We start from the raw sequence: 22,246 nt of genomic DNA on the forward strand, positions 1-22,246 counted from the left end.
CCCGATCGGAAATTGTCCCATGCCTTTGATGGCCACCCTCATCGCAAATCCCGCCATGGCGGGCCTTTCGCCTTCGCTCGGGATTAAAGCCTCGGCGGCGGTCAATGCAACAGGTGTTTATTGGCTGGCCGATGGAATTGCCTGCGATATTGCGCTGAAAGATGGCACCGACCTCACTGAGGCCCATGCGCTGCTTGCGGATGCGCTCGGCGGCAGCCCCATCGATATCGTCGTGCAGGACCAGGATGCACGGCGCAAAAAGATCCTGATTGCTGACATGGACTCCACCATGATCCAGCAGGAATGCATCGACGAACTCGCCGAGGAAGCAGGCCTGCGCGACAAGGTTGCGGCCATCACGGCAAGGGCAATGAACGGGGAGATCGCCTTCGAGCCAGCCTTGCGCGAACGTGTTTTGCTCTTGAAGGGCCTCCCCTACAGTGTCATCGACAAGGTCATTGCCAGCCGCATCACGCTGATGCCGGGCGGTCCTGAACTGGTGCGGACGATGAAGAAATTCGGCGGCTATACCGCCCTCGTTTCCGGCGGCTTCACGGTGTTCACCCAGCGCATAGCCGATATGATCGGCTTTCACGAAAACAGCGCCAATACATTGCTTGACGACGGAAAGATGCTGACCGGCGAAGTCCGGGAGCCCATTCTTGGCCGCGAGGCGAAGGTCGCCGCCTTGAAATCGATCTGCGACCGTTTCAACCTGTCGCCAAGTGAAGCGATTGCCGTGGGCGACGGAGCCAATGACCTCGGCATGCTGCAGCTTGCCGGAACCGGCGTGGCGCTTCACGCCAAGCCTGTCGTTGCCGAGCAGGCACGCGTTCGCATCGACCACGGTGACCTGACAGCCCTGCTTTACGTGCAAGGTTACCGGAAGAAGGATTTCGTAATTTGAGGCGGCGGGCTAGCCCGCCGCGCTCCATCAATCCATCTGCAGTGTAACGAACCGCAACTCGCCGGTTTTTGAAGCCAGCATGAGCAGCGCGTTCTTGCGGCCCTCGTCGCGCAGCTTTTCGATGCGTGCCGCGACGTCCTCAGGCGTCGAAACCGTTTCCTGCGCGATATCGACTATGACGTCGCCGGCTTCGATACGCTTGTTGGCGGCAATCGAGTCTTTCTGCACTTCGGTGACGAGAACACCCTGCACTTCCTTGGCGATGCCGAACGACTTCCGGCTGTCATCGTCGAGCGACCCGAGGGTCATGCCGAGGACATCGACGCCGTGCAGGGCATTGTTGTCCTCGCCCTGACTGGATTGATCATCCTTCTTGGCCTGCTGATCGGTATCTTCGAGCCTGCCGAGCTTGACCTTGACGGTCTGCTCCTTGCCCTTGCGGATGACGACGACATCGACTTCCTTGCCAACCGGGCTCTCCGCGACCACGCGCGGCAGGTCCTTGACATTGTTGACCTCCCTGCCGTCGAAACGCGTGATCACGTCGCCGGCAAGAATCGAACCATCGGCGACGGGGCCGCCATCGATGATCCCGGCGACGAGCGCGCCCTTGCTCGACGGCATACCGAGGCTTTCGGCAATCTCGTCGGTAACCGGCTGAATGCGCACGCCAAGCCAGCCACGGCGGGTTTCACCGAACTCGCGCAACTGGGCGATGACGCCGGAGGCAAGCTCTGCCGGAATGGCAAAGCCGATGCCGATAGACCCGCCGGTCGGCGAAATGATCGCAGTGTTGATGCCGATCACCTCACCGTACATGTCAAACAGCGGGCCACCGGAATTGCCCCGGTTGATGGCCGCATCCGTCTGAATGAAGTTGTCATAGGGTCCGGAATTGATATCGCGATTGCGCGCCGAGACAATGCCGAGCGTAACCGTGCCACCGAGGCCGAACGGATTGCCGATGGCCATGACCCAGTCGCCGATCCGCGTCTTGGCGGAATCGCCGAACTTGACAGCAACGAGCTTGTGCTTCTTCGGATCGACCTTGAGCACGGCAAGATCAGTCTTCGTGTCCTTGCCGACGAGTTCCGCCTTGAGCTTCGAGCCGTCGTTGAAATTGACTTCAATCTCGTCGGCGTCCGCGATCACGTGGTTGTTGGTGACGACGATGCCTTGCGCCGCGTCCACAACAAAGCCGGAGCCAAGCGACTGGACCTGATGCGAGGGATTGTTCTGTCCGGGCTTCTGCTTGCCGAAATACTCATCGAAGAATTCCTGGAAGGGCGAGCCTTCCGGAACCTTCGGCATGGGTACCGGACCTGACTCGCCATCCTGACCCTTGACGGTCTGGGACGTCGAAATGTTGACCACGGCGTCAAGAAGCCCTTCGGCAAGATCAGCGACGGAAGCTGGACCTTGAGCCCGCGGCTGCAGGCTGTTCGGTACCGGCGCCGCCTGCGCCTGCGCAAATGCGTGATTGACCGACAAGGGAGTAGCGCCCGCTGCAACCAATGCAATCAGCGCCGCTGCTGCCGTGGTGGAACGGAAGAAGGTGCGACCAGTGTTTAGAACCATGCGTTCGGTCCCCTATCGGTTAACGTGGAAATAATACAACAGAACGGTGAGAGTAGACAAAAATATGGCCGCCGACACAAAGGTTTGATGAACGGCGGCCTTGACCACTTATCCGCGTGCAAGCCAGACGATGGCAACACCGATCGCCACCGCCGCCACGCCGGCGATCCGCAGGAACCCGTCAGGCTGCTCGCTGACGTCGCGTGCGACGCGCTTGGCTACCACGGGAAAACAGCCGTAGAGCACGCCCTCGAACACAAGGAACAGCCCTACGGCATCGAGAAAGTCTACCATGAGAGCCTGCCCCTATTGCGGGGCAGGCGCAGGAGCGGCCGGCGCCGGCGAGGTGGTGCCGCTCACCGGAGGAAGGTTTCCATTCGAGTCCTGGAAATAGCGGAAGAACTCGGAATTGGGCGAAAGCACCATCGTCGTTCCAGTATTGTCGAGGGCGGTGCCATAGGCCGTCATCGACCGGTAGAACGAGAAGAAATCCGGATCCTTGGAGAACACTTCGGCAAAGACGCGGCTGCGCTCACCTTCGCCCTCGCCTCGCATGATTTCCGATTCCTTGCGGGCTTCGGCGATGATCTCGACCACCTGGCGGTCAGCGATGGCCTTGATGCGCTGGGCTGCTTCACGGCCGCGGGCGCGCAGGCGTTCGGCTTCCGCAAGGCGCTCCGCCTTCATCCGGTCGAAGGTCTGCTGCGAGACTTCCTGGGTGAGATCAGTCCGTCGTATACGTACGTCGGTGATCTTAAGGCCAAGCGATTCCGCATCGGGACGCAGCTGTTCACGTACCTCATGCATCATGCCGGCGCGCTCATCAGACAGCGCAGCCTCGAAACCGCGCAAACCATAGACACCACGCAACGAGGCATCGAGACGGGTACGCAGGCGGGCTTCCGCCAGTGTAACGTCACCCGACACGGTCTGCCGGAACTTACGCGGGTCGGTGATCTGGTAAACGAGGAAGGCATCGACTTCGTAGAACTTGCCGCCGGAGACCTGCACGCGGATATTGTCGAGTTCGAAGCTCAGGAGACGATCTTCGATCATCTGGACATTGTCGGCTTCCAGAAAACCGAACGGCAGTTTGAAATAGATGCCGGGGTCGGATTTCACGTCGACGATCTGGCCGAAGCGCAGGACGATTGCCTGCTGGCCGGCGCGAACGACGAAAATCGACGAATAGACCAGCAAGGCGACAAGGGCGATGAGGCCGACGATGATGGGGAGGCGGTTCTGGGTCATTGCTTCGCCCCCTCGGCTGCCGGACGCTGCTGCTGCTTGGTCAGTTCCGTCAGAGGCAGGTAAGGAACGACGCCCTGGCCGCTCTGATCGACAATCACTTTATTGGAGTCCTTCAGGACACGCTCCATTGTTTCGAGGAACAGACGCTTGCGGGTAACCTCCGGCGCCTTCACATATTGATCGTAGACTGAGGTAAAGCGCTGCGCCTCACCCTGGGCTTCCTGCACGATACGGTTCTTGTAAGCGGCCGCATCTTCGCGGATCTGTGCGCCCTCACCGCGGGCCTGACCGAGCTTCTGGTTGGAATACTGGTTCGATTCTTCGACAAAACGGTCTTCGTCCTGCTCGGCGCGCTGCACTTCATCGAAGGCATCGGCGACCTCGCGCGGCGGTGCCGCATCCTCGATCGATACGGCATTGATCTGCATGCCAGCGCCATAATCGTCGAGCGTCTTCTGGATAATACCGCGCACGTCGTTGGCAATGCCCGCACGATTGTCACGGAAAATGTCCTGCGCCGGACTGCGGCCGACGATCTCGCGCATGGCGCTCTCGGACACCTGCTGCACCAGATTCTCCGGGTTTTCGACATGGAAGAGATAGGCGACAGGATCGGAAACGCGGTAGAGCACGGAGAACTGGACGTCGACGATATTCTGGTCGCCCGATAGCATCAGGCCTTCCTTGGCGCCGCGTGCGCCCTGACCGCCGATGTTCTTCTGTTTTTCGACGATCTCGACCTTTTCATAGGATTCGATCGGCCAGAAATGGAAATGCAGGCCAGGTTCGGCGATATCGGGCTTCGGCTTGCCGAAGCGCAGTTCAACCGCGCGCTCATCCGGCTGCACCGTATAGACCGACTGGAAAAGCCAGAAAGCAACGAGAACGAGGGCTGCAATCCCCCAAAAAGCAGGGCTGCCGCCGGAACCCCCAGGCAGAGCCTGACGCAAACGATCCTGACCGCGACGGAGTATGTCTTCGAGGTCCGGCGGATTACCGCCACCGCCCCCTTGCGGCTTCTGGCCCCATGGACCCCCACCACCACTATTGTTACCGCCGCCACCCCATGGGCCGCCGCCGCCGTTCTGATTACTCCAGGGCATTCCTACCTCATATTTTGAAGGAAAACGCCAACCCCTTGGCTTCCTCCCACTGTCACGATGTCCCGTTTATAGGGATGGCAGGGCACGCTTTCAACGCGCGCGGCCGGATTTCGCGCGAATTTGGTAAAAAGCCGAACGATTATGGTTCCTTATCACGATATTTTCATATCGCGCGCAGTTTATACGCGCACTCAGCGGCGCTCGTAGACGGCAAACCGCGTCGGATAATTGTCCTTCTCGCCAGCCGGGAATTCCTCGCTGGAAACCTCGGCCCAGATCTTGGGATCGATCGGCGGAAAGTGCACGTCGCCATCGATGTCAGCGAGCACCCAGGTCACGTAGAGCCGGTCGACGCGGTTCAAGGTCTGGCGAAAGATTTCGCCCCCACCAATGATGCAGATCTCGTCGACCTTGTCGGCAGAGGCATGACTGCCGGCCACGACCAGCGCTTCATCGACGGAGCGAACCCCAATGACGCCATCGACTCCGAAGGCAGCGTCGCGCGTTACGACGATATTGGTGCGTCCGGGCAACGGGCGGCCGAGCGAATCCCAGGTCTTGCGGCCCATGATGATAGGCTTGCCCATTGTCGTCGCCTTGAAGCGCTTCAGATCCGAGGACAGCCGCCAAGGCAGGCCGTTCTCTCGTCCGATGACGCCGTTTTCGGCAATTGCAACCACGAAACTGATCATGCTGACATCGTCCGTTCTTAATGAGCACCCGCGACGAAAAAACCTAAACGGCGATCGGCGCCTTTATGCTGGATTCGGCGACGTAATCTATCAGACGGAAATCGTCATATTTGAAGGCAAAGAGGTCCGTTACCGCCGGATTGATGTGCATCTTCGGCAGGGGACCGGGCGTTCGGCCAAGCTGCAACCTGGCCTGTTCGAAATGGTTCGAATAGAGATGCGCATCGCCAAGCGTGTGGACAAAATCGCCGGGCTTCAGGCCTGTTACCTGCGCCACCATCATCGTCAGCAGCGCGTAGGAGGCGATGTTGAAGGGTACGCCCAGGAAAATATCGGCCGAGCGCTGGTAGAGCTGGCAGGAAAGCTTTCCATCCGAAACGTAAAACTGGAACAGGCAATGGCATGGCGGCAGGGCCATCTCGTCGACAAGCGCCGGATTCCACGCCGAAACAATCAGGCGCCGCGAATGCGGGTTGGTCTTTATCGCCTCGACCACATTGGCAATCTGGTCGATGTGCCGCCCATCGGCGGCCGGCCAGGAACGCCACTGGTAGCCGTATACCGGCCCAAGGTCGCCGTTCTCATCGGCCCACTCATCCCAGATGGTGACACCGTGCTCATTCAAATAGGCGATGTTGGTATCGCCCTCGAGAAACCACAGCAACTCATGGATAATGGACTTGAGGTGGAGCTTCTTCGTCGTCAGCAGCGGGAAGCCTGCCGAAAGATCAAACCGCATCTGGTAGCCGAACACGGAACGTGTCCCGGTACCGGTCCGGTCGCCGCGGTCGACGCCTGTGTCCAGGACATGCTGGAGAAGATCGAGATAAGTGCGCATGCCTCTTTCTTAGCAGATTCGACCGGCGAAAAACCATCGCTTTCGCCAATCCACAGTATCCCGGCTTCAGAGCGCATGAGGGCATAAGCCTCGCGTATGAGCATCAAGCTCTGATCGCTTCGATCTGTCTGAAGTCGTTCGACATTTGCCTTTTGATGACCCGCCATTTTGAATTTGATTGAATAGCAAGAGCGCATGTGATTACCCATGGCAGCTAACATCGCGGTGAAGTGGGCCGGCTGCTCCCCCCAAGTGTCGGATGCGGCATCCGGCGATGTCTTTGCCGGTTTTCTCCACAGGACGATCCCAGCCGTCGCAATTTCGAGAGCAAATGAGGTCCATGAAAATTATCGTCGTCGGCGCCGGCATTATCGGCGCATCAATTGCCCGCTCGCTGGCGAAAGCCGGCGCTGAAGTCACCGTGCTCTCCGAGCACGCGGGCGGCGTTGCGACCGCTGCCTCCTTCGCCTGGATCAACGCGACCTGGGGCAATCCGGAACCCTATTTCCGGCTGCGACGTAGCGCGATGGCTGAGTGGCGGCAGCTTGCATCGCAATTGCCGGACATGCCGCTACGCTGGTGCGGCAGCCTGTGCTGGGACCTCGCGCCTGATGAATTGCATGCCTATCTGACCGAGCACGGACGCTGGGGCTACGATATCAGGCACGTTGGCCGTGCTGAGGCTTCCAATCTGGAGCCAAACCTCGCAGAACATCCGGACTTCGCGGTTGCCGTTGCGGAGGAAGGCGCAGTCGAGCCGGTCGACGCCGCGCGCATACTGCTTGCCGATGCGCGAGCCCACGGCGCAACGTTGATCGACAATGTGACCGTCACCGCCCTGCGCGAGGAAGGTGGGCGTATTACCGGCGTCCGGACCTCTTCCGGTGAAATGACGGCCGACATGGTGGTGCTCACCGCCGGAGCCGCTGTTACCAAGCTTGCGGCGTCTGTCGGCGTTACAGTGCCGCTTGAGACGCCGCCCGGTTTGATAGTTCATTCCAAGCCGACACGGCAGAGACTGAATGGATTGGTGATTGCGCCAGAAGTCCACATGCGTCAGACGGCGGCCGGGCGCATCATTGCCGGCAGCGATTTCGCGGGAAGCGAGCCCGGCGACGATCCTGGCCAAACCGCGGAAGCTCTCTTCGCCAAGGTCAAGGCAATGTTTCGGGATGCAGACGATATTGCCCTTGAGTTTCACACGATAGGATATCGCCCGACGCCTGCGGACGGATTTCCCGTCATTGGCCGGCCAGAAGGTTGCGACGGCCTTTACATTGCCGTCATGCATTCAGGTGTCACCCTCGCCCCCTTGGTAGGAACCATGGTCGGCGGCGAAATCATGACGCAGGCTGTAGATGAACGCCTCGCGCCTTATAGGCTGGAGCGATTTGAAGTCGCCGGCCGCGCGGCCTCCTGACGCAAAATCCCCGGCGCACGGCCAGGGATTTCACATCGATCAGGAAAGCGTGGATCAGAGGCTTCCGAGGGCGCCGAGTGCTTTCGCCGTCAAATAGTAGAAGGTGACACGGCTCTTGGTGTTGTCAGCCTTCATGGCGGCACAAACCGACTCGATGGCGGCTTCCGCCTTGGCGGTGTCGGTGAGGCCAAGTTTCTTTTCTACCCAGTTGGTACGTACCCGCTTGAGTTCATCAGGGTCCGTGCAGGATACCAGTGACGAGTCGCGGTTGCGCAGGGCAATGCCGAGGTGCTTGACGATCTTGGCAACAGTCGCCTCATCGGCAGCTGCGTCGTAATGGCGTACATCCTTCAAATAGTCAGTCATGGAAATTCCCCTGCTTGCTGGGTGCAATGCCCCGCATTGCAGCCTCCCTGAAACCTGAAGACGCCTCGCGACTGGCCGACGCATGAGGCGGTGACTCTGTATACGAGTCGAAACATTCCCCAGCAACGATTTGAAGTCAATGCACTCTTTCAATTCAACAAATCAGGCCCTATATAAGTCGTGCCGGCTTCGGTCGGCTATGGTGATAAACGGACGATACAATAAGCCCATTGGACCCGGGGGCAGTACCCGGCGCCTCCACCACAATGCAGCCGAGGCGCTGCCTTGTGGCGGGGGCGACACAGGATCGACAAGGGTGTAAAGATCGCTCTTTTGCCCGGCATTGTACCACCGTTATCGGGCTAACTCAGTAGTTGCAAACGACAACTATGCGGAAGCACGTCTCGCCGCTTAATGCGGTGCGATAGCTTCAAATCAAGTCCTAGGGGTTCGCACTTCTAGGCGGGGTTCGGAGGCACCTGGCAACAGAAGCCTCCACTTCCCTCTCTGCTTCTTTTTAACAAAATTCGCCTCGGACCTCGCCCGATGGACGTCTGCATTTGTCGACGACCGCTTGACCGCCGTTAACGCAAGGTGTATTAAACTCACAAGTTAAATAACCATTTGGTTCCGTTAAGATGACGCCTGATCGACTCGACACAATATTTTCAGCGCTCGCTGACCCGACGCGCCGCGCAATCCTGGCACGCTTGTCGCTTGGAACAACCTCGGTCACTGAACTCGCGCAGCCGTTCGACATGTCAGGACCCGCAATTACCAAACATCTGAAGGTGCTTGAACGGGCGGGGCTTGTGATCCGCAGCCGTGAAGCGCAGTGGCGCCCCTGCAGTCTCGATGCCAAGCCTTTGAAGGAAGCGACCGACTGGCTCGAACGCTACCGCCAGTTCTGGGAAAGCAGCTTCGACCGCCTGGAAGACTATCTGCACGAAGTACAAAACAACGGAGAGCAAGATGGCTGATACCAATAGGGCCCACGTGACGAATGACACTGCGGGACGCGTCCTTACCATCACACGACTGTTCAATGCGCCCCCTGCCGTCGTCTTCGCGGCCTTCGCCAACCCGAAACGGATGATGCAGTGGCTCGGTCCGCGTGATTATCCGGCAACCCAGGTGGAAGCGGATTTTCGCGTTGGCGGCAAGTGGCGCGCGTGCCTCGATTCGGCAGCGACGGGGAAAAAACTCTGGCACGGCGGCGTCTACCAGCAGATTGTACCCAATCGAACGCTGGCCTTCACCTTTGCCTGGGACCAGGAGGACGGTAAGCCTGGAAACGAGACGCTTGTCCACATCACGTTTGAAGATCAGGCGGCGAAGACGCTGATGACATTCCGCCAGAGCGTTTTCGAGACGGCGGAAAGTTGCGACGGCCATGTCACCGGCTGGAACAGCGCCTTCGACCGCCTCGAAGCCCTGCTCGCGCGCGAATAATTCGGACTTCGAATTTGGGGTGGCGATGGTTCGTCGCCGCCCTTATGATAGCGATGGCATTCGATTTCGGTGCTGGTGCACCCTCCCCCGCTTGCCCATGCGCACTCCCCAAATTCCCAAATTTCAATCGGCCCGGATGTTACAGTCTGTGCCTGACGTCAACGCGTGACGGGCCACGGTCTTTCCGCAACCGTCGAGCCGGAGCATTTTATGCAGCAACACATCCAGAACAATTTCATCATTCTCACCGGCGGTCCGGGCTCGGGCAAGACGAGCCTGATCTCAGCCCTTGACCGGCACGGATACGCGACCTCGACCGAGGCCGGGCGTGCGATCATCCGCCATCATCAGATAGTGGATGGCCCTGCCCTGCCATGGAAGGACCCCGCCATCTTCGCGGAACTGATGTTGTCGTGGGAGATGCGTTCCTACGATAGCGCAGCCGACAGCGCCGACCTCGTCTTCTTCGATCGCGGCGTGCCCGACATTGTTGGCTATCTGGAGCTTAGCGGCCTTGAAGTTCCCGCCCATGTCCGCGAGGCAGCAGGGATATTCCGCTACAACCCGACGGTTTTCATTCTGCCGCCGTGGTCGGAGATATTCACACAGGATACAGAGCGCAAACAAACGCTTGAAGAGGCCGAGCGGACCTTTCACGCAATGGTTTCGGCCTACAGCGATTGCGGCTATGCGCTCGTCGAGGTTCCACGCGTGCCGATTTCGGAGCGGGTCGCCTTCCTTATCGAAACCATAGGCGCCGTCCCTTGACGACAAAGGCTCCCGGAACGCGCGTTCCGGGAGCCTTCGCATGCTTCTGACGGAGGATCAGAATTATTCGGCAGCGGCTCCCGCCTCAACGACGCGGCGCCTGCCGATTGTTGCCTGGGTAAGAACGAAAGCGCCAACCGCACAAAGAGCGATGCCTATGGCCATCGGCAGGGCCGTGCCGTCGAAAAACACGCCGGCAATGACCATCGCTATCGCCGAGGTGACGAAATGCAGCGTACCCATCAGCGCCGACGCCGTACCGGCGATTTCACCGTGGTCCTCAAGCGCCAGAACCGAAGTTGTCGGGATGACGAGGCCGAGGAAGCCGTATCCAACAAAGAGGAACGCCGCCATCACCGGCAGTTGATTGATACCAAGGCTCATGACCACGACCATCGCCGCCATGGTGAGCGCGAACGCCGTGACCGCCATACGCATGACGCGGACGAGGCCAAAGCGGTCGCCGAGCCAGCCGGTCAATTGCGATACAGCAAAGAACGACACGGCATTGATCGAGAACGCTATGCTGTATTGGGTTGGCGTCAGCCCATAGTGATCGATCAGCACGAATGGCGAGTTCGCGAGATAGACAAGGAAACTGGATATGCCGAGGCCGCCGATAAAAGTGAGCGTCAGGAAATTCCGGTCGCCAAGAAGCAGGCGGTAGGCCGACATGGTGCTGCCAAGGCCGCTTTCGGCACGCGCCTCGGATGGGCGCGTTTCCTTGAGCTGAGTCGATAGCAGGATAAGGCCGATGAAGGCGGCGATCATCACCGCCCAGAAAACACCGCGCCAACCGTAAAATTCGATGACGGCACTGCCCGTCAGCGGCGCCAGGATCGGCGAAATGCTGAAGACCAGCATCAGCAGCGACATCAGGCGGGCCGCCTGGACGCCCGTGTGCATGTCACGGACGATCGCCCGTGGAATGACCATGCCGGCGGCGCCGCCAATTCCCTGCAGGAAGCGGAATGCGACGAGCGTTTCGATATCCTGCGCAAGGGCGCAGCCGATGCTGGCGACGGCAAAGAGGCCGATGCCTATGTAGAGGGGCGCCTTGCGGCCCCACATGTCGGACAAGGGACCGTACAACAACTGGAAAATTGCAAACGAAATAAAGAATGCCAGTAGGCTCAGCTGCACGGCGCTGTTTTCTGCCCCGAGTTCCCTGCCGATCGATGGCATGGCCGGCAAGTACATGTCGATGGCAAATGGGCCGATCGCAGTGAGAAGACCGAGGATGAGAGCGTTGCGAAAGAAGGATGTCGTCATGATGCCAAATCTTTCAAAAGCTGCGGCGCAGAAACCGGATTGTTTCCGCGGTGCCTTAGGATCAGGATGAGGTTTGACGGAGCGCACAGTCTTGGGAGGACGTACACGTACCGCGTTAATTGGCGTGTCAACAATTTTGGACACAAGTGTCAAATTGGACACCATTGTCTAAAACGTCAAGACGCCTTATCTTTCATTCATGACAAATCGTGACGTTGCCCTGAAATCCGCGGGGCCCACCATGCGTGGCCAATGTGCCAAACGCCTTTCCATCCTCGACGCCGCTGCCAACGTGTTTTGCCGCGAAGGCTTTTCCGGAGCGAGTATCGACGAAATTGCCGTCGAGGCCGCCGTTTCGCGCCAGACCATCTACAACCACTACCGCGAGAAGGAAACGCTGTTTACCGCCGTCGTCGCCGACGTCATGGACCGGGCCAATGCCGCACTCTTCTCGGTCCTTGCGACCTTTCCCGAGAAAAGTGACAATCTCGAGGACGAACTGACCGGGTTTGCCATACGTTTGACCCAGAATTGCCTTTGCAATCAGGACGGGCGCTTTTTGCGCAAGCTTGTCCAAAGTGAGGGCGAACGTTATCCGCATCTGTTCGAGGCATGGCGCCAGCATGGGCCGGGCAAGATTACCACGGCCCTTGCCGCGCTGTTCGCCCGCCTCAACCACAAAGCTATCCTCGACATTGACGATGTCGATGTCGCCGCGCGCCAGTTTCTTGCGCTCGTCAACGCCGACCTGCAGATGGTAACGCTGTTCGGCGACACGCCGAGCCAGGAACAGATGGAGAGCGCGTCGCGCAATGCGGTCCGCACGTTCCTGCGCGCCTATGCCCCCCAAGGCAACGATTCGAACCGCCTGAGCCCGCCGCTTTCGGTTGTCGGCTGATCAATATTGCCGCCATTTTCCCTCTCCGCTCACTGCGCTTAACGATCCGCGCAGCCCATCACGTTAAATTTAAGCGCAGTGCTGACAAGCGGTCGCAATTCCTTTAGCCATGCGCCATAATGGTCGAAATTCGGTCACCCTTTCGCTTGACAGGCAGGGGTGAATCCATGGGATAAGAATGCATGCCACAAGATATGATCCGCTACGATATACTTGCCCAGGAAGCGCTTCGGGGCGTCATCCGCAAAGTGCTCGGCGAAGTTGCCAAGGCAGGTCTCCCGGGCAATCATCATTTCTTCGTCACCTTCCTGACTGGCGCGCCCGGCGTGCGAATCTCGACCCGGCTGCACGAGAAATATCCCGAGCAGATGACGATCGTGTTGCAGCATCAGTTCTGGGACATGCAGGTGACCGACACGCAGTTCGAGGTTGGCCTCTCCTTCGGCGACGTGCCGGAGCGCCTCGTCGTGCCGTTCTCGGCCATTCGCGGCTTTTATGATCCTTCGGTCAATTTCGAACTTGAATTCGATGTCGAGATTGCTGAAACGGTCGGGGACAATGATCAGGGCGTCACCAGCATCGCGCCTGCCCAGCCCGAAAAGCCCAAGGTCGCAACGCCCAGCGCCAAGCCGAAGCCGCCCGTCAAGGCAGCGAAGAAGCCTGCAAAGGCAGGCGGCGAAGCTGCTGAGGAAAACGGCGAGAAATCATCGGCTTCCGTCGTATCGCTGGACTCCTTCCGCAAGAAAAAATAGCCGTGGGCGAGATCGTCAACCTTCGCCTGGTCAAGAAGCGCAGGGCCAAGGACGCAAAGGACAAGCACGCCGCCGAGAACCGCATCCGGTACGGTCGGACCAAGGTCGAAAAGCAATTCGAGCGCGATGAGACCAACAAGGCCGCGCGCTTTCTCGACGTCAATAGGCTGGAAAAGCCCGACGCCGCCGACCCGGCTGACGTGCCTACGGACAAGACGTGAGCGCCGTCCGCAAGCGCTCGGTTTCCATTCATGGCCACCGCACGAGCTTTTCGCTCGAAGACGCTTTCTACGACCTTCTGCTCGACATCGCCAAAGCCCGCAATCTGACCATCGCCGGCCTCATTGCCGAAGTGGATGAGACCCGCGACCGCAATTCCAATCTTTCGTCGGCGTTAAGGCTTCATGTTCTCGGTTGGGTGAGAAACGCCGGCAACAATCGTCCGTAAATAGCTGTTGCGACTCTGCAAAAAAATATCGGCCAAGTGTAGGCCCGGCCCATGCTCGTTCGTCCTCGGAGCGGTTGAATTCAAATCGAAAGGAAGGATAGATGCCAGCCAACCAGAAGATTACGCCATGCCTTTGGTTCGACGGAAATGCTGAGGACGCGATTGAGTTCTATTTGTCGGTTTTCAAGGATTCGAAGGTTCTTGAAATAACCCACTGGGGCAAGAGCGACCCGGAAAAGGAAGGCAAGGTATTGATCGCCAAGTTCCAGTTGGCAGGCGAGGAATATCTCGCCCTTAATGGCGGACCGCAGTTCAGATTCACCGAGGCCGTGTCCCTCACCGTCGACTGCGCCAACCAGGAAGAAATCGATTACTACTGGGAAAAACTGACAGCCGATGGCGGCGAACCCGGACCATGCGGCTGGCTCAAGGACAAGTTTGGCCTGTCATGGCAGATCGTTCCATCGCTGATCATGGAAATGCTGCAGGACAAGGACGTGGACCGGTCGACGCGCGTCATGAATGCATTGATGGATATGCACAAGCTTGAAATCGCCGAGCTGCAACGGGCCTATGACGCCGGATAGACCGCGCTCATCGACGGAATTCTCCCCGACCTAAAATTTTGGTTCGAGCGTCTTCAAAAACTCGTCGACGGACTGCTTGTTTATCGTACCCGATCCCTGTGACGGGGCCACAGCTGCGCCGCCCTGCCCTTGCGCGGGCGGCGTTTGTCCCTGTTCAAGGGCCTTCTGGGCCGCAGCTTCGTCCGCCGCTCTCTTTGCTGCAGCCGCCCGCTCCTCGGCGGCGCGTTTTTCCGCCTCGGCGCGTTCAGCCGCTTCCCTTGCCTCTTGTTCAGCCTTCAACCGCGCCTCTTCGGCAAGACGCTGCCTTTCGTCCGCACGCGCCTGGAAGAGTTGAGCCTCGCGGCGCAGCCGCTGCTTTTCGACAAGCGCCGCCTGCATGGCGTCGACCCGCTGTTGCTCGCGTTCAAGCGCCCGCTGCGTCAGAAATTGCTCCAATGGCTGCTGGTTGAGCGTCACCTTCGGTGCTGCCCAAGGTCCATAGAGGCTGAACTCGACGACGGGATCGGCCCCGGCCACGATCGACTTTCCGGGATCGAAAACGAAACGTCCCTGCGACGCGACGGTGAGATCCGGAAAGTTGACCCTAAGATCGGCGCCAAGCGTCGCTCCCTCGCTCGCCAACTGGAACGTCGACGTGCGCGCCATGCCGCCGGCGATGGTGAAGGCGAATTCGGCAGCGCCGGCCTTGAACTCGCCAGTGTTGAGATATTTGCCGATCGTGGCGTCGATCATTGCCGGGGTAACCGGCCCGTCGGCCGCATCCGTATCCGTCACAATCGGCGTCAATGCCGCTGGGTTGAGAGCATTGATCGCAAGATCGGCGACAGAAATGACACCGGAACCCGCCACCGATTGCATCATCTCGGCCACTGACGTGCCGGTTGCATTGACCGATGCCGAAATTTTTGTCTTGCCGCGGAGCGGCACGAAGGGGATTACGTCCTCATCGGGCTTGTAAAGCGTATCGAGCGCCGTACCGTCCAGGGTGAACTGACCTGTTGCCAGTCCCGTTCCGCTGGTATTGCGCAGTTCGAACATGCCGTTGAAATTGCCGCCGAGAATATCCCCCTTCGCGTCATCGAAGCGTAACGATCCGTCTTTCAGCGCCGTGTTTGCCTGAAATTTGCCGATCGTCCCGAGGAAACCGGCATCCGCCTCGTTTGCATTAAGCTTCAGCTTGAAATTCAGGGGAAACAGCGGCGTGCCCGAAAACGTCTTCGTCGGCCATGGCCCGCGTGCCTCCGCTTGGAGCGCGCTGGTCCCGAGCATGAAGTCACCGAGAGTCGCAAGATCGAGATGCGCCACATTCAAATCGCCTTGAACGTCGGGGACCTGGTTGGCGATTTCTATTCCGAGCCGTCCGCCGACCTTGGTGCCGCTCACCTGGCCCGCAAGATCGGGAAGGTTAAGCCTGCCCTTGCCAAGTTGAAAGCTGCTCGCGAGATCCACGGGCATGCCATCGCCAAAGCCTGGAAGCGTGTAGCCTGCCGTCGCGATATAGGGTTCGAGGTCCGCTGCCTTGATCGAGGCCCTACCTTCGCCACTGAGAATATCGCCGATATTGCGAAACACGCCATCGACGAGCGCCTGTCCGTCCGATGCTTTAAGCGAAAGTTGCGTCTGCAGCCCGTCCTTCTCGTTGCCCTTCAAGGCAAGATCCGCTTCAAGCCCGCCAGCAAGCCCAAGAGGCAGCGCCGGCAGGCCGATGAACGCCATCAGGGCTTCCGCCTGTTCGCTGCGCGAATCCATGGTGAGTTCGAGGCTTCGCAAACCCTCGCTGTTCTTCGAGGTCGTACCTGAAAGCGTGACGTCCATCCCGCCGGTCTTGCCGGCCGCGCTCAAGGAGAACTCGTTGGCACCGCTTTTTCCCTGCAGGCTATTGGCGAGAACGTTAAGCTTGGTTTCCTCAAAAAGGCCGGGATAGCTTACCGCATGCTGGCTGAGCGACGTTATGAATGGGAAGTCGGGAAACCTTCGCGCCATGGCCGTCACGAAGGGAGCAAGGTTGTCGGAAAGCACGGTCGAATCTATCGAGCCCGATGGTTCCGCCTTGAAGGGTTCGAGCTTGCCGGTTGCGGTAATGGTTGCCCCGGCGACATTGCCGATCGTCAGGCGATCTATATCAAAGACGCCGTCGCGCAGGCGGAATGAGGTGTCGAGCGTTTCTGCGACAAGGCCGCCATGGGTGACGGGTCCAGCTTTAAGATGCACATCGAGGTCCTGTCCGCGCAATTGCGGTGAGCCATCGTCCGAAGGCTGGCTATTATTGCCGAAGATGGCGGCGAATGCTTCAAGCGCATCCGCGTCAAGCGCGCCGCCCTCGAGCACCAATTGCGTCAGCGGCAGGGATTCGCCCTTGGCGCTTCGCAGAAGCGAACCCTTCAGCGAGGCCCCGCCAAGGGCAACCTCGAGATTGTCGATCTTCTGCAGGTCATCGCGCAGGCTTACATCGCCGGAAAAGCCCGCGCCCGGCAGACGCCGGATGGCTTCGTCGACCGAATTGGTCAGCCATGCTGCGAGCCCGGAGGGCTGCCGAGAAGCGACGAGCAACCGGCCGTCGAAGCCGAAATCATCGCCGACCCTTAAGGTACCCTTTGCCTCGAATTGCGTGCGTCCCGGCAGTTCGGCTCGCAACTGGTTGATCGTCCAGCCAGCTGCGGATGGCGCAGCGTCGATGGTGACGGAGCGGATGGTCGTATCGCCCGCAACGATCGCGGGCAGTTTGAGGTCGATCCTGCCCGGCACTGTTGGAATTGGCAGCTGGTCCATGAGGCGGCGGAACACCGCCAGACGCTCGGCCGCCGTTATCGGGGTCGGCGTTGAGCCTTTCGCCGGCTGAGCCTGCTCCGCGAAGGTGACCTGCTGCCCATCTGCCGTCACTTCGAAGTGGGGGGTCTTGCCATAATCGAACAGGGCGGTGCCATTGACCACATAAGGATCGTCCACGGGCCCCTGCTCCATGCGGAACTCGGGGATTGTCACCTTGGCGTGGTCGGCCTCGAAGCGGCCTGTCACCCGCAGGCTGGACAATAGCGGCTTTGCTTTTTTCTGCTCGACTTTGGCGCCCGTTGCCGCAGCGACTTCATCGGCCGAGCGAATGGCGATACTGCCGGTATATTTAAGGCCGCTGTTTTGAAGCGAAACGAGACCGTCGGTTTCGAACGAGGCCGGAACACTGTCAGGGGTGAAGCGGGTGCGCAGGTTCATCGTACCATCGGGTTTGACCGCGCCTGTCGATGCAGTAACGGCGGTCTTCTTGCCGTTGAAGAACAGCGTGCCATCGAAGCTCCAGGGTCCGGACAGATCGTTCGCTGCAAGCGTGGCATCCAGATTGGTAACCGTACGCGTGGTTCCCGTCGAAGCATCGCGGATGATGATCGATCCGTCCGTGATGCGCATGTCTTCAAGCCGTACCTGCGCGGAATGAAACGGCGTACGCGGACGGATCGCCCAGTCGAACGCCCCGTCCTTGTCGATCCGAACGGTGGCCCGCGGATTCTCGATGCGCATGTCGAAAATCAGGATTTCGCCGCGTATAAAGGGCGCAAGCTCGGCATCCATTGAGAACTTGTCGATCGTCATGACGGGCTCGGTGCCGGGATCGCCGACCCGCACATCGGAGAATGTTACCGAAGGAAACGGCAGGAGACGCGCGCTCGCGCTGCCCGCAACCGTAACGGGGCGGCCCAGAAGCGCCGACGCCTCCCGCTCGAACGACGAACGATAACCGGCCCAGTCGACGAAATAAGGCACGATCAGCGCTGCAGTCAGCACCAGGACGAGGAGTCCACCAATGAAAACAAAAAGGCGTGCCAGGTTCCCGCTCCGATCACTCTATCTTGGGCGCTATAGCAGAAGATTGCGCACGCGGGCGTGACGAGCGCCTCGCTCGCACGCAATCCTCAGAAAAAGGTTCAGCGCCCCGAATCAACTTGCAAGCTCAAAGCCGTAAGATCTTGCCGGGATTCATGATATTGCCCGGATCGATGGCGCGCTTAATCGTTTCCATGACATCGACCGCACCGCCAAGCTCGGCTCTCAGGAACTTGATCTTGCCCTGCCCTATGCCGTGCTCGCCGGTGCACGTACCATCCATTGCGATGGCCCGCAAATTGAGGCGCTCGACGAAGGCTTCGACCTTTTGTATCTCCTCGGGGTTCTTTTCATCGAACAGCACGAGCACATGGAAGTTGCCGTCTCCCGCATGGCCGACGATCGGCGCGATGAGGCCGCTGCTCTCGATGTCGGTTTCCGTCTCTACAATGCATTCCGCCAATCGCGAGATCGGCACGCAGACATCCGTCGACAGCGACTGCTTGCCCGGAGCGAGCGTCATGCAGGCAAAGTACGAGTTGTGCCGCGCCGACCAGAGTTTCTCCCGCTCCTCAACATTGGCGGTCCATTTGAATGCGCCGCCGCCATTGGCCGCAGCGATTTCGCCGAAGAGCTCCGCCTGTTCCGCGACCCCGGTTTCACTGCCGTGGAACTCGAGGAAGAGGTAAGGTGCCGGTTCGTAGTCGAGCTTTGAATAGGCAATCATTGCCTGCATTTCGAGCTGGTTGACGAGTTCGATGCGCGCCACGGGAATGCCCATCTGGATGGTTTCGATCACCGTGTTGCAGGCGCTCTCGAGATCGGGGAACGCACAGATGCCGCCAGAAATCGCCTGCGGAATGCCGTAGAGCTTGAGCGTGAGTTCGACAATGATGCCGAGCGTGCCTTCGGAACCTATGAGGAGCCGCGTCAGGTCATAGCCCGCGGATGTCTTCTTCACCCGTTTCGACGTGGTGATGAGACGACCGTCGGGCATCACGGCTTTCACAGCCAGAACGTTCTCGCGCATTGTGCCGTAGCGCACTGCATTCGTTCCCGAGGCGCGCGTCGCCGCCATTCCGCCGAGGCTCGCATTGGCGCCGGGATCGATCGGGAAGAACAGCCCGGTATCGCGCAGATATTCGTTAAGCTCCTTGCGCGTAACCCCAGGTTCGACAACGACATTCAGGTCTTCGCTATAGACTTTCAGAATGCGGTTCATGCGCGACAGATCGATCGATATGCCGCCGGCCGGCGCGTTCACATGGCCTTCGAGGGAAGTGCCTGTTCCAAACGCGATGACCGGTACCTGCCACTCTCCGCAAAGGCGCACGACCTCCTGCACGTCCTCGACGGATTCGGCGAAAACGACGAGATCGGGAGCCTGGTTCGGAACGTAGCTCGTGGTGTGGGCATGCTGTTCGCGAATGGATTTGCCGGTTTGGGCATTATCGCCGAAGCGCTTCTTGAGAATCGATACGACAGTTGCAATTCCGTTCTCGTTGCGCAGCAATGCCTCTGCGTCTGCCAGTGCCATTTCAGTCTCCACCCTTCCGCGCATCGTTTACGGCCGAAACGGCCACAAGCTCATGCATGCGCGTTCGCACACTCTTTTTGACCACCACCCGCGCACAAGCGAGGGCTGGGCACAACAATCGAGGATTCATCGATTATCACCGCATTTTCGGGGAATGCACGTGACTTGTCCAGTTGTAACTCAGTGTGAAAGTTGCCGGCCCAGCGCGTCGCAACGCCGCGTGTCAGTCTTCCTCGTCGTCATCGTCGTCCGGATGCCAATCGGTCACCGCGACGAAGCGTTCCTGCTGACCGGTCTTCTCGAAGACGCTGCCAACGGGAGCGTCCAGCAAAGGGATAATGCTCGGATCGTAATTGGCGATCGTATTGACGTCAAAGATGCCGCTGTTTTCCGGATCTTCCATGTAGTCGTCGCTCTCAAAGCCGGAAAGGAAGCGCCAGCCACTGTCGAACTCGTTGTCGGGGTCTTCGCGGTACATGAAACGCACCGGAAAACCATCGATCGTTATCGTGTCCGTAGCGATGCAGCCACCATAGTTGCGAATCAATGGCCGTATCTGGTCTTCACTGAGTCGATAGCTCTTTTCCATGACTAATTTTAATTGATCGTCATGGATTTGGCTAGTTTACGGAAGCGATCGGCATATTTGGCCTTCTCACTGTCACGAACGATCAGGATGGCGCGGACATATCGGCTGGCCTCGAAACGGGCGATTTGAGCGACGTAGAGAGGATCGCCGCTCGCCGCATCCTTGGCGCTGCCGTCGATTTCGACCCATTCGGCGCCGTCGGCTTCGGAACTCGATTCATTGTCGGAACTGACATCCTTGATGCCGGTCAGCGAGGCGAACGCTTGCCTGGCAAAGTCCATGCGCGTGGACGGCTCGGGCGCCGTATTGAGATTTGAGGCGATGATTACCATCGGCTGTGTGGAGTTCGTCGCAACGTCGTTTGCGCCTTCGGTCAAAAGAAACGTCGCGCCGGCAATGACGCGCACAGGACGAAAGCCTGCCATGTCGGTCAGCTTGAAGGGGAGCGATGCGATCTGTTCTTCGAGGCTTGGCGGCGCACGCACGACGATGCTGCGCAGCGCCTGATCGACATCGGCATCGGACAGGCCGCCTTCGACGCCATCGGGAATTTGCACCGTGACCATGGCCGTCGTCGATTGTGCGCCGACGAGCACGATCCATTTGCGATATTTTATGCCTGCCGCCATCTGGCTGCCGCGCATGAGCTTGGAGACGACCGCGCCCTGAACCGGCCAGTTTTCAGGCTGGCCCACAGTTTCGATGCCCGTCTCGCGTAGGCCCTCGGGATTGAATTTCGCCGCCAGTGCCGCATAGGCGTCGGCGGGCATTTCGGTGACGACGACGGAGGTGCCCTTGGCTGCGTCTTCGAAACCGCTGAAATTGGTGGAAAGCACCAGGCCAGGCGGCGGGACAAGCCCTATGCTCGATCCGCCCGGAAATACGACATCATCAGCGCGGCTTGCCCCAATGCCGGCGAGCAGCAACATCAGAAAGCTTAGGGCAATTGTGACCAGGCGCATTGGCGGTTCCTTGCGTGAACGTCATCCAGAAGTAGTGCTCCGCGACGCTTCCCGCAAGCTGTTGGCCTCGTTCGCTGTTTCGCGCTAGCTCAGGTTCTTCTTGAAGAAGCCGATTGTCCTGCCCCAGGCAAGCTCGGCGGCCTTCTTGTCGTAACGCGCCTCCGAGGTATCATTGTTGAAAGCGTGGTTGGCGCCATCATAGACAAAGATTTCGAAGGTCTTGCCGTTCGCCTCGAGCGCCTTCTTGTAGGCGTCGATGCCCGCATTGATGCGTGTATCGAGCCCAGCATATTGCAGGAGGAGCGGCGCCTTGATCTTCGGCACGTCTTCAGCCTTGGGCTGGCGCCCGTAATAGGCGACACCTGCGCCAAGATCGGGCGCATTGACGGCAAGGTCATTGACAAGCCCGCCGCCCCAGCAGAAGCCGACGACCCCGACCTTGCCGTTGGTAGCTTTGTCATTCTTCAGATATTCGATGGTCGCGACACCTTCGGCAATCGCCATGCTGGCATCGAGCGCGCCGATCATGTCACGGGCCTTGTCCTCATCCGGCGGCGTTCCTCCCGAAACGGACAACAGGTCAGGCGCGAGCGCCACAAAGCCTTCGAGCGCCACGCGCCGCGCGACATCGCGGATATGATCGTTCAAGCCACGATTTTCATGGATGACGACGACGCCGGGAAGCTTGCCGGACGCATCGGCAGGGCTTGCCCTATAGCCCTTGATCTCGCCTTTGGATCCGGGAAACACGACATCCTTCGTGAGCAGGCGCTTGTCGTCGGCAGCGACGATGGCCGCTCTCGCGGAATTTGCCGCCAGCAGCGGGGCGATCATGGCGGCAGCAGCACCCGAGCCGGCAAGCTTGGTCAATTTGTCCATGAAAGAGCGCCGGTCAAGCGTCAGGTGCGTATACTCGTCATAGGCATCGACCATGGCCTGCGTGATTTTCGGAGTAGCGTTAGGATCGTTCATGACAGCCTCACCCTTGTTGGGGGGCGAGGCGCCGACCTTTC

Annotated in this window: 23 protein-coding genes and 1 other RNA gene; 11 read left to right on the forward strand and 13 right to left on the reverse strand. The window is 59.3% G+C overall.

Going from position 1 to position 22,246, the window contains the following annotated elements:
• The first annotated feature begins 19 nt into the window (after positions 1-19).
• Positions 20-907: a phosphoserine phosphatase SerB gene (gene serB / locus BR48_RS0113875; protein ID WP_027232002.1), complete on the forward strand. Its 888-nt coding sequence runs from the start codon at positions 20-22 to the stop codon at positions 905-907.
• Between the two features lie 27 nt (positions 908-934).
• Here serB and BR48_RS0113880 read toward each other — a convergent pair whose 3' ends face one another.
• From BR48_RS0113880 to BR48_RS0113905, 6 genes are all read right to left on the reverse strand, one after another.
• A complete protein-coding gene (locus BR48_RS0113880) occupies positions 935-2,485 on the reverse strand; it encodes a DegQ family serine endoprotease (RefSeq protein ID WP_027231854.1) in 1,551 nt (516 codons plus the stop codon).
• Positions 2,486-2,593: 108 nt separating this feature from the next.
• On the reverse strand, positions 2,594-2,779 hold the full coding sequence (locus tag BR48_RS0113885) for a DUF2065 family protein (RefSeq protein ID WP_027231855.1): 186 nt from the start codon (positions 2,777-2,779) through the stop codon (positions 2,594-2,596).
• A 12-nt stretch (positions 2,780-2,791) separates the two neighbouring features.
• Positions 2,792-3,736 (reverse strand): protease modulator HflC, encoded by a 945-nt coding sequence (locus tag BR48_RS0113890; RefSeq protein WP_027231856.1) that lies wholly within the window; start codon positions 3,734-3,736, stop codon positions 2,792-2,794.
• Positions 3,733-4,839 (reverse strand): FtsH protease activity modulator HflK, encoded by a 1,107-nt coding sequence (hflK, locus tag BR48_RS0113895; protein ID WP_027231857.1) that lies wholly within the window; start codon positions 4,837-4,839, stop codon positions 3,733-3,735. The genes BR48_RS0113890 and hflK overlap by 4 nt, the downstream gene beginning before the upstream one ends.
• A gap of 191 nt (positions 4,840-5,030) precedes the next feature.
• Entirely contained in the window at positions 5,031-5,531 is a 501-nt protein-coding gene (locus BR48_RS0113900; RefSeq protein WP_027231858.1) for a dihydrofolate reductase, read from the reverse strand.
• A 43-nt stretch (positions 5,532-5,574) separates the two neighbouring features.
• Positions 5,575-6,369: a thymidylate synthase gene (locus tag BR48_RS0113905; protein WP_027231859.1), complete on the reverse strand. Its 795-nt coding sequence runs from the start codon at positions 6,367-6,369 to the stop codon at positions 5,575-5,577.
• 331 nt (positions 6,370-6,700) lie between these two features.
• On the opposite strand from BR48_RS0113905, the gene BR48_RS0113910 reads away from it, so the two are divergent.
• Entirely contained in the window at positions 6,701-7,789 is a 1,089-nt protein-coding gene (locus tag BR48_RS0113910) for an FAD-dependent oxidoreductase (RefSeq protein ID WP_027231860.1), read from the forward strand.
• A 54-nt stretch (positions 7,790-7,843) separates the two neighbouring features.
• On the opposite strand, the gene BR48_RS0113915 is transcribed toward BR48_RS0113910, so the two are convergent.
• Positions 7,844-8,155, reverse strand: a complete 312-nt coding sequence (locus BR48_RS0113915; protein ID WP_027231861.1) for a DUF2853 family protein — start codon at positions 8,153-8,155, stop codon at positions 7,844-7,846.
• 143 nt (positions 8,156-8,298) lie between these two features.
• Here BR48_RS0113915 and ssrA point away from each other — a divergent pair.
• The 4 genes from ssrA (at position 8,299) to BR48_RS0113930 (ending at position 10,375) form a co-directional block, all read left to right on the forward strand.
• Positions 8,299-8,655, forward strand: a transfer-messenger RNA (tmRNA) gene (gene ssrA, locus BR48_RS25870).
• Between the two features lie 138 nt (positions 8,656-8,793).
• Complete coding sequence (locus BR48_RS0113920) at positions 8,794-9,135, forward strand: metalloregulator ArsR/SmtB family transcription factor (RefSeq protein WP_027231862.1); 342 nt, start codon at positions 8,794-8,796, stop codon at positions 9,133-9,135.
• Positions 9,128-9,607 carry an SRPBCC domain-containing protein gene (locus tag BR48_RS0113925; protein WP_051614969.1) on the forward strand — a complete coding sequence of 160 codons (480 nt, stop codon included), beginning with the start codon at positions 9,128-9,130 and terminating at the stop codon, positions 9,605-9,607. Before BR48_RS0113920 ends, BR48_RS0113925 begins: the two co-directional genes overlap by 8 nt.
• Before the next feature lie 210 nt (positions 9,608-9,817).
• Positions 9,818-10,375, forward strand: a complete 558-nt coding sequence (locus BR48_RS0113930) for an AAA family ATPase (RefSeq protein ID WP_027231864.1) — start codon at positions 9,818-9,820, stop codon at positions 10,373-10,375.
• Positions 10,376-10,438: 63 nt separating this feature from the next.
• On the opposite strand, the gene BR48_RS0113935 is transcribed toward BR48_RS0113930, so the two are convergent.
• Positions 10,439-11,647 carry a multidrug effflux MFS transporter gene (locus tag BR48_RS0113935; RefSeq protein ID WP_027231865.1) on the reverse strand — a complete coding sequence of 403 codons (1,209 nt, stop codon included), beginning with the start codon at positions 11,645-11,647 and terminating at the stop codon, positions 10,439-10,441.
• Between the two features lie 241 nt (positions 11,648-11,888).
• Between BR48_RS0113935 and BR48_RS24600 the strand changes: the two genes are divergently transcribed.
• From BR48_RS24600 to BR48_RS0113960, 5 genes are all read left to right on the forward strand, one after another.
• Positions 11,889-12,545, forward strand: coding sequence for a TetR/AcrR family transcriptional regulator (locus tag BR48_RS24600; RefSeq protein WP_245273479.1), 657 nt, complete (start codon positions 11,889-11,891; stop codon positions 12,543-12,545).
• Positions 12,546-12,727: 182 nt separating this feature from the next.
• On the forward strand, positions 12,728-13,297 hold the full coding sequence (locus BR48_RS0113945) for an SspB family protein (protein WP_027231866.1): 570 nt from the start codon (positions 12,728-12,730) through the stop codon (positions 13,295-13,297).
• A 2-nt stretch (positions 13,298-13,299) separates the two neighbouring features.
• Positions 13,300-13,518 (forward strand): DUF4169 family protein, encoded by a 219-nt coding sequence (locus BR48_RS24605; protein ID WP_036814435.1) that lies wholly within the window; start codon positions 13,300-13,302, stop codon positions 13,516-13,518.
• Positions 13,515-13,745: a ribbon-helix-helix domain-containing protein gene (locus tag BR48_RS0113955; RefSeq protein ID WP_027231867.1), complete on the forward strand. Its 231-nt coding sequence runs from the start codon at positions 13,515-13,517 to the stop codon at positions 13,743-13,745. The genes BR48_RS24605 and BR48_RS0113955 overlap by 4 nt, the downstream gene beginning before the upstream one ends.
• 101 nt (positions 13,746-13,846) lie before the next feature.
• A complete protein-coding gene (locus tag BR48_RS0113960; protein WP_027231868.1) occupies positions 13,847-14,332 on the forward strand; it encodes a VOC family protein in 486 nt (161 codons plus the stop codon).
• Positions 14,333-14,362: 30 nt separating this feature from the next.
• Here BR48_RS0113960 and BR48_RS0113965 read toward each other — a convergent pair whose 3' ends face one another.
• From BR48_RS0113965 to BR48_RS0113985, 5 genes are all read right to left on the reverse strand, one after another.
• Positions 14,363-18,148: an AsmA family protein gene (locus BR48_RS0113965; protein ID WP_027231869.1), complete on the reverse strand. Its 3,786-nt coding sequence runs from the start codon at positions 18,146-18,148 to the stop codon at positions 14,363-14,365.
• 124 nt (positions 18,149-18,272) lie between these two features.
• Entirely contained in the window at positions 18,273-19,682 is a 1,410-nt protein-coding gene (locus BR48_RS0113970) for an FAD-linked oxidase C-terminal domain-containing protein (protein WP_027231870.1), read from the reverse strand.
• Between the two features lie 223 nt (positions 19,683-19,905).
• Positions 19,906-20,271 (reverse strand): DUF2185 domain-containing protein, encoded by a 366-nt coding sequence (locus tag BR48_RS0113975; protein WP_027231871.1) that lies wholly within the window; start codon positions 20,269-20,271, stop codon positions 19,906-19,908.
• Between the two features lie 8 nt (positions 20,272-20,279).
• A complete protein-coding gene (locus tag BR48_RS0113980) occupies positions 20,280-21,233 on the reverse strand; it encodes a hypothetical protein (RefSeq protein ID WP_027231872.1) in 954 nt (317 codons plus the stop codon).
• 84 nt (positions 21,234-21,317) lie between these two features.
• Complete coding sequence (locus BR48_RS0113985; RefSeq protein WP_027231873.1) at positions 21,318-22,205, reverse strand: dienelactone hydrolase family protein; 888 nt, start codon at positions 22,203-22,205, stop codon at positions 21,318-21,320.
• Positions 22,206-22,246: the final 41 nt, after the last annotated feature.

Origin of the sequence: Phyllobacterium sp. UNC302MFCol5.2 (assembly GCF_000686005.1) — a bacterium.
Taxonomy (GTDB): domain Bacteria; phylum Pseudomonadota; class Alphaproteobacteria; order Rhizobiales; family Rhizobiaceae; genus Phyllobacterium; species Phyllobacterium pellucidum.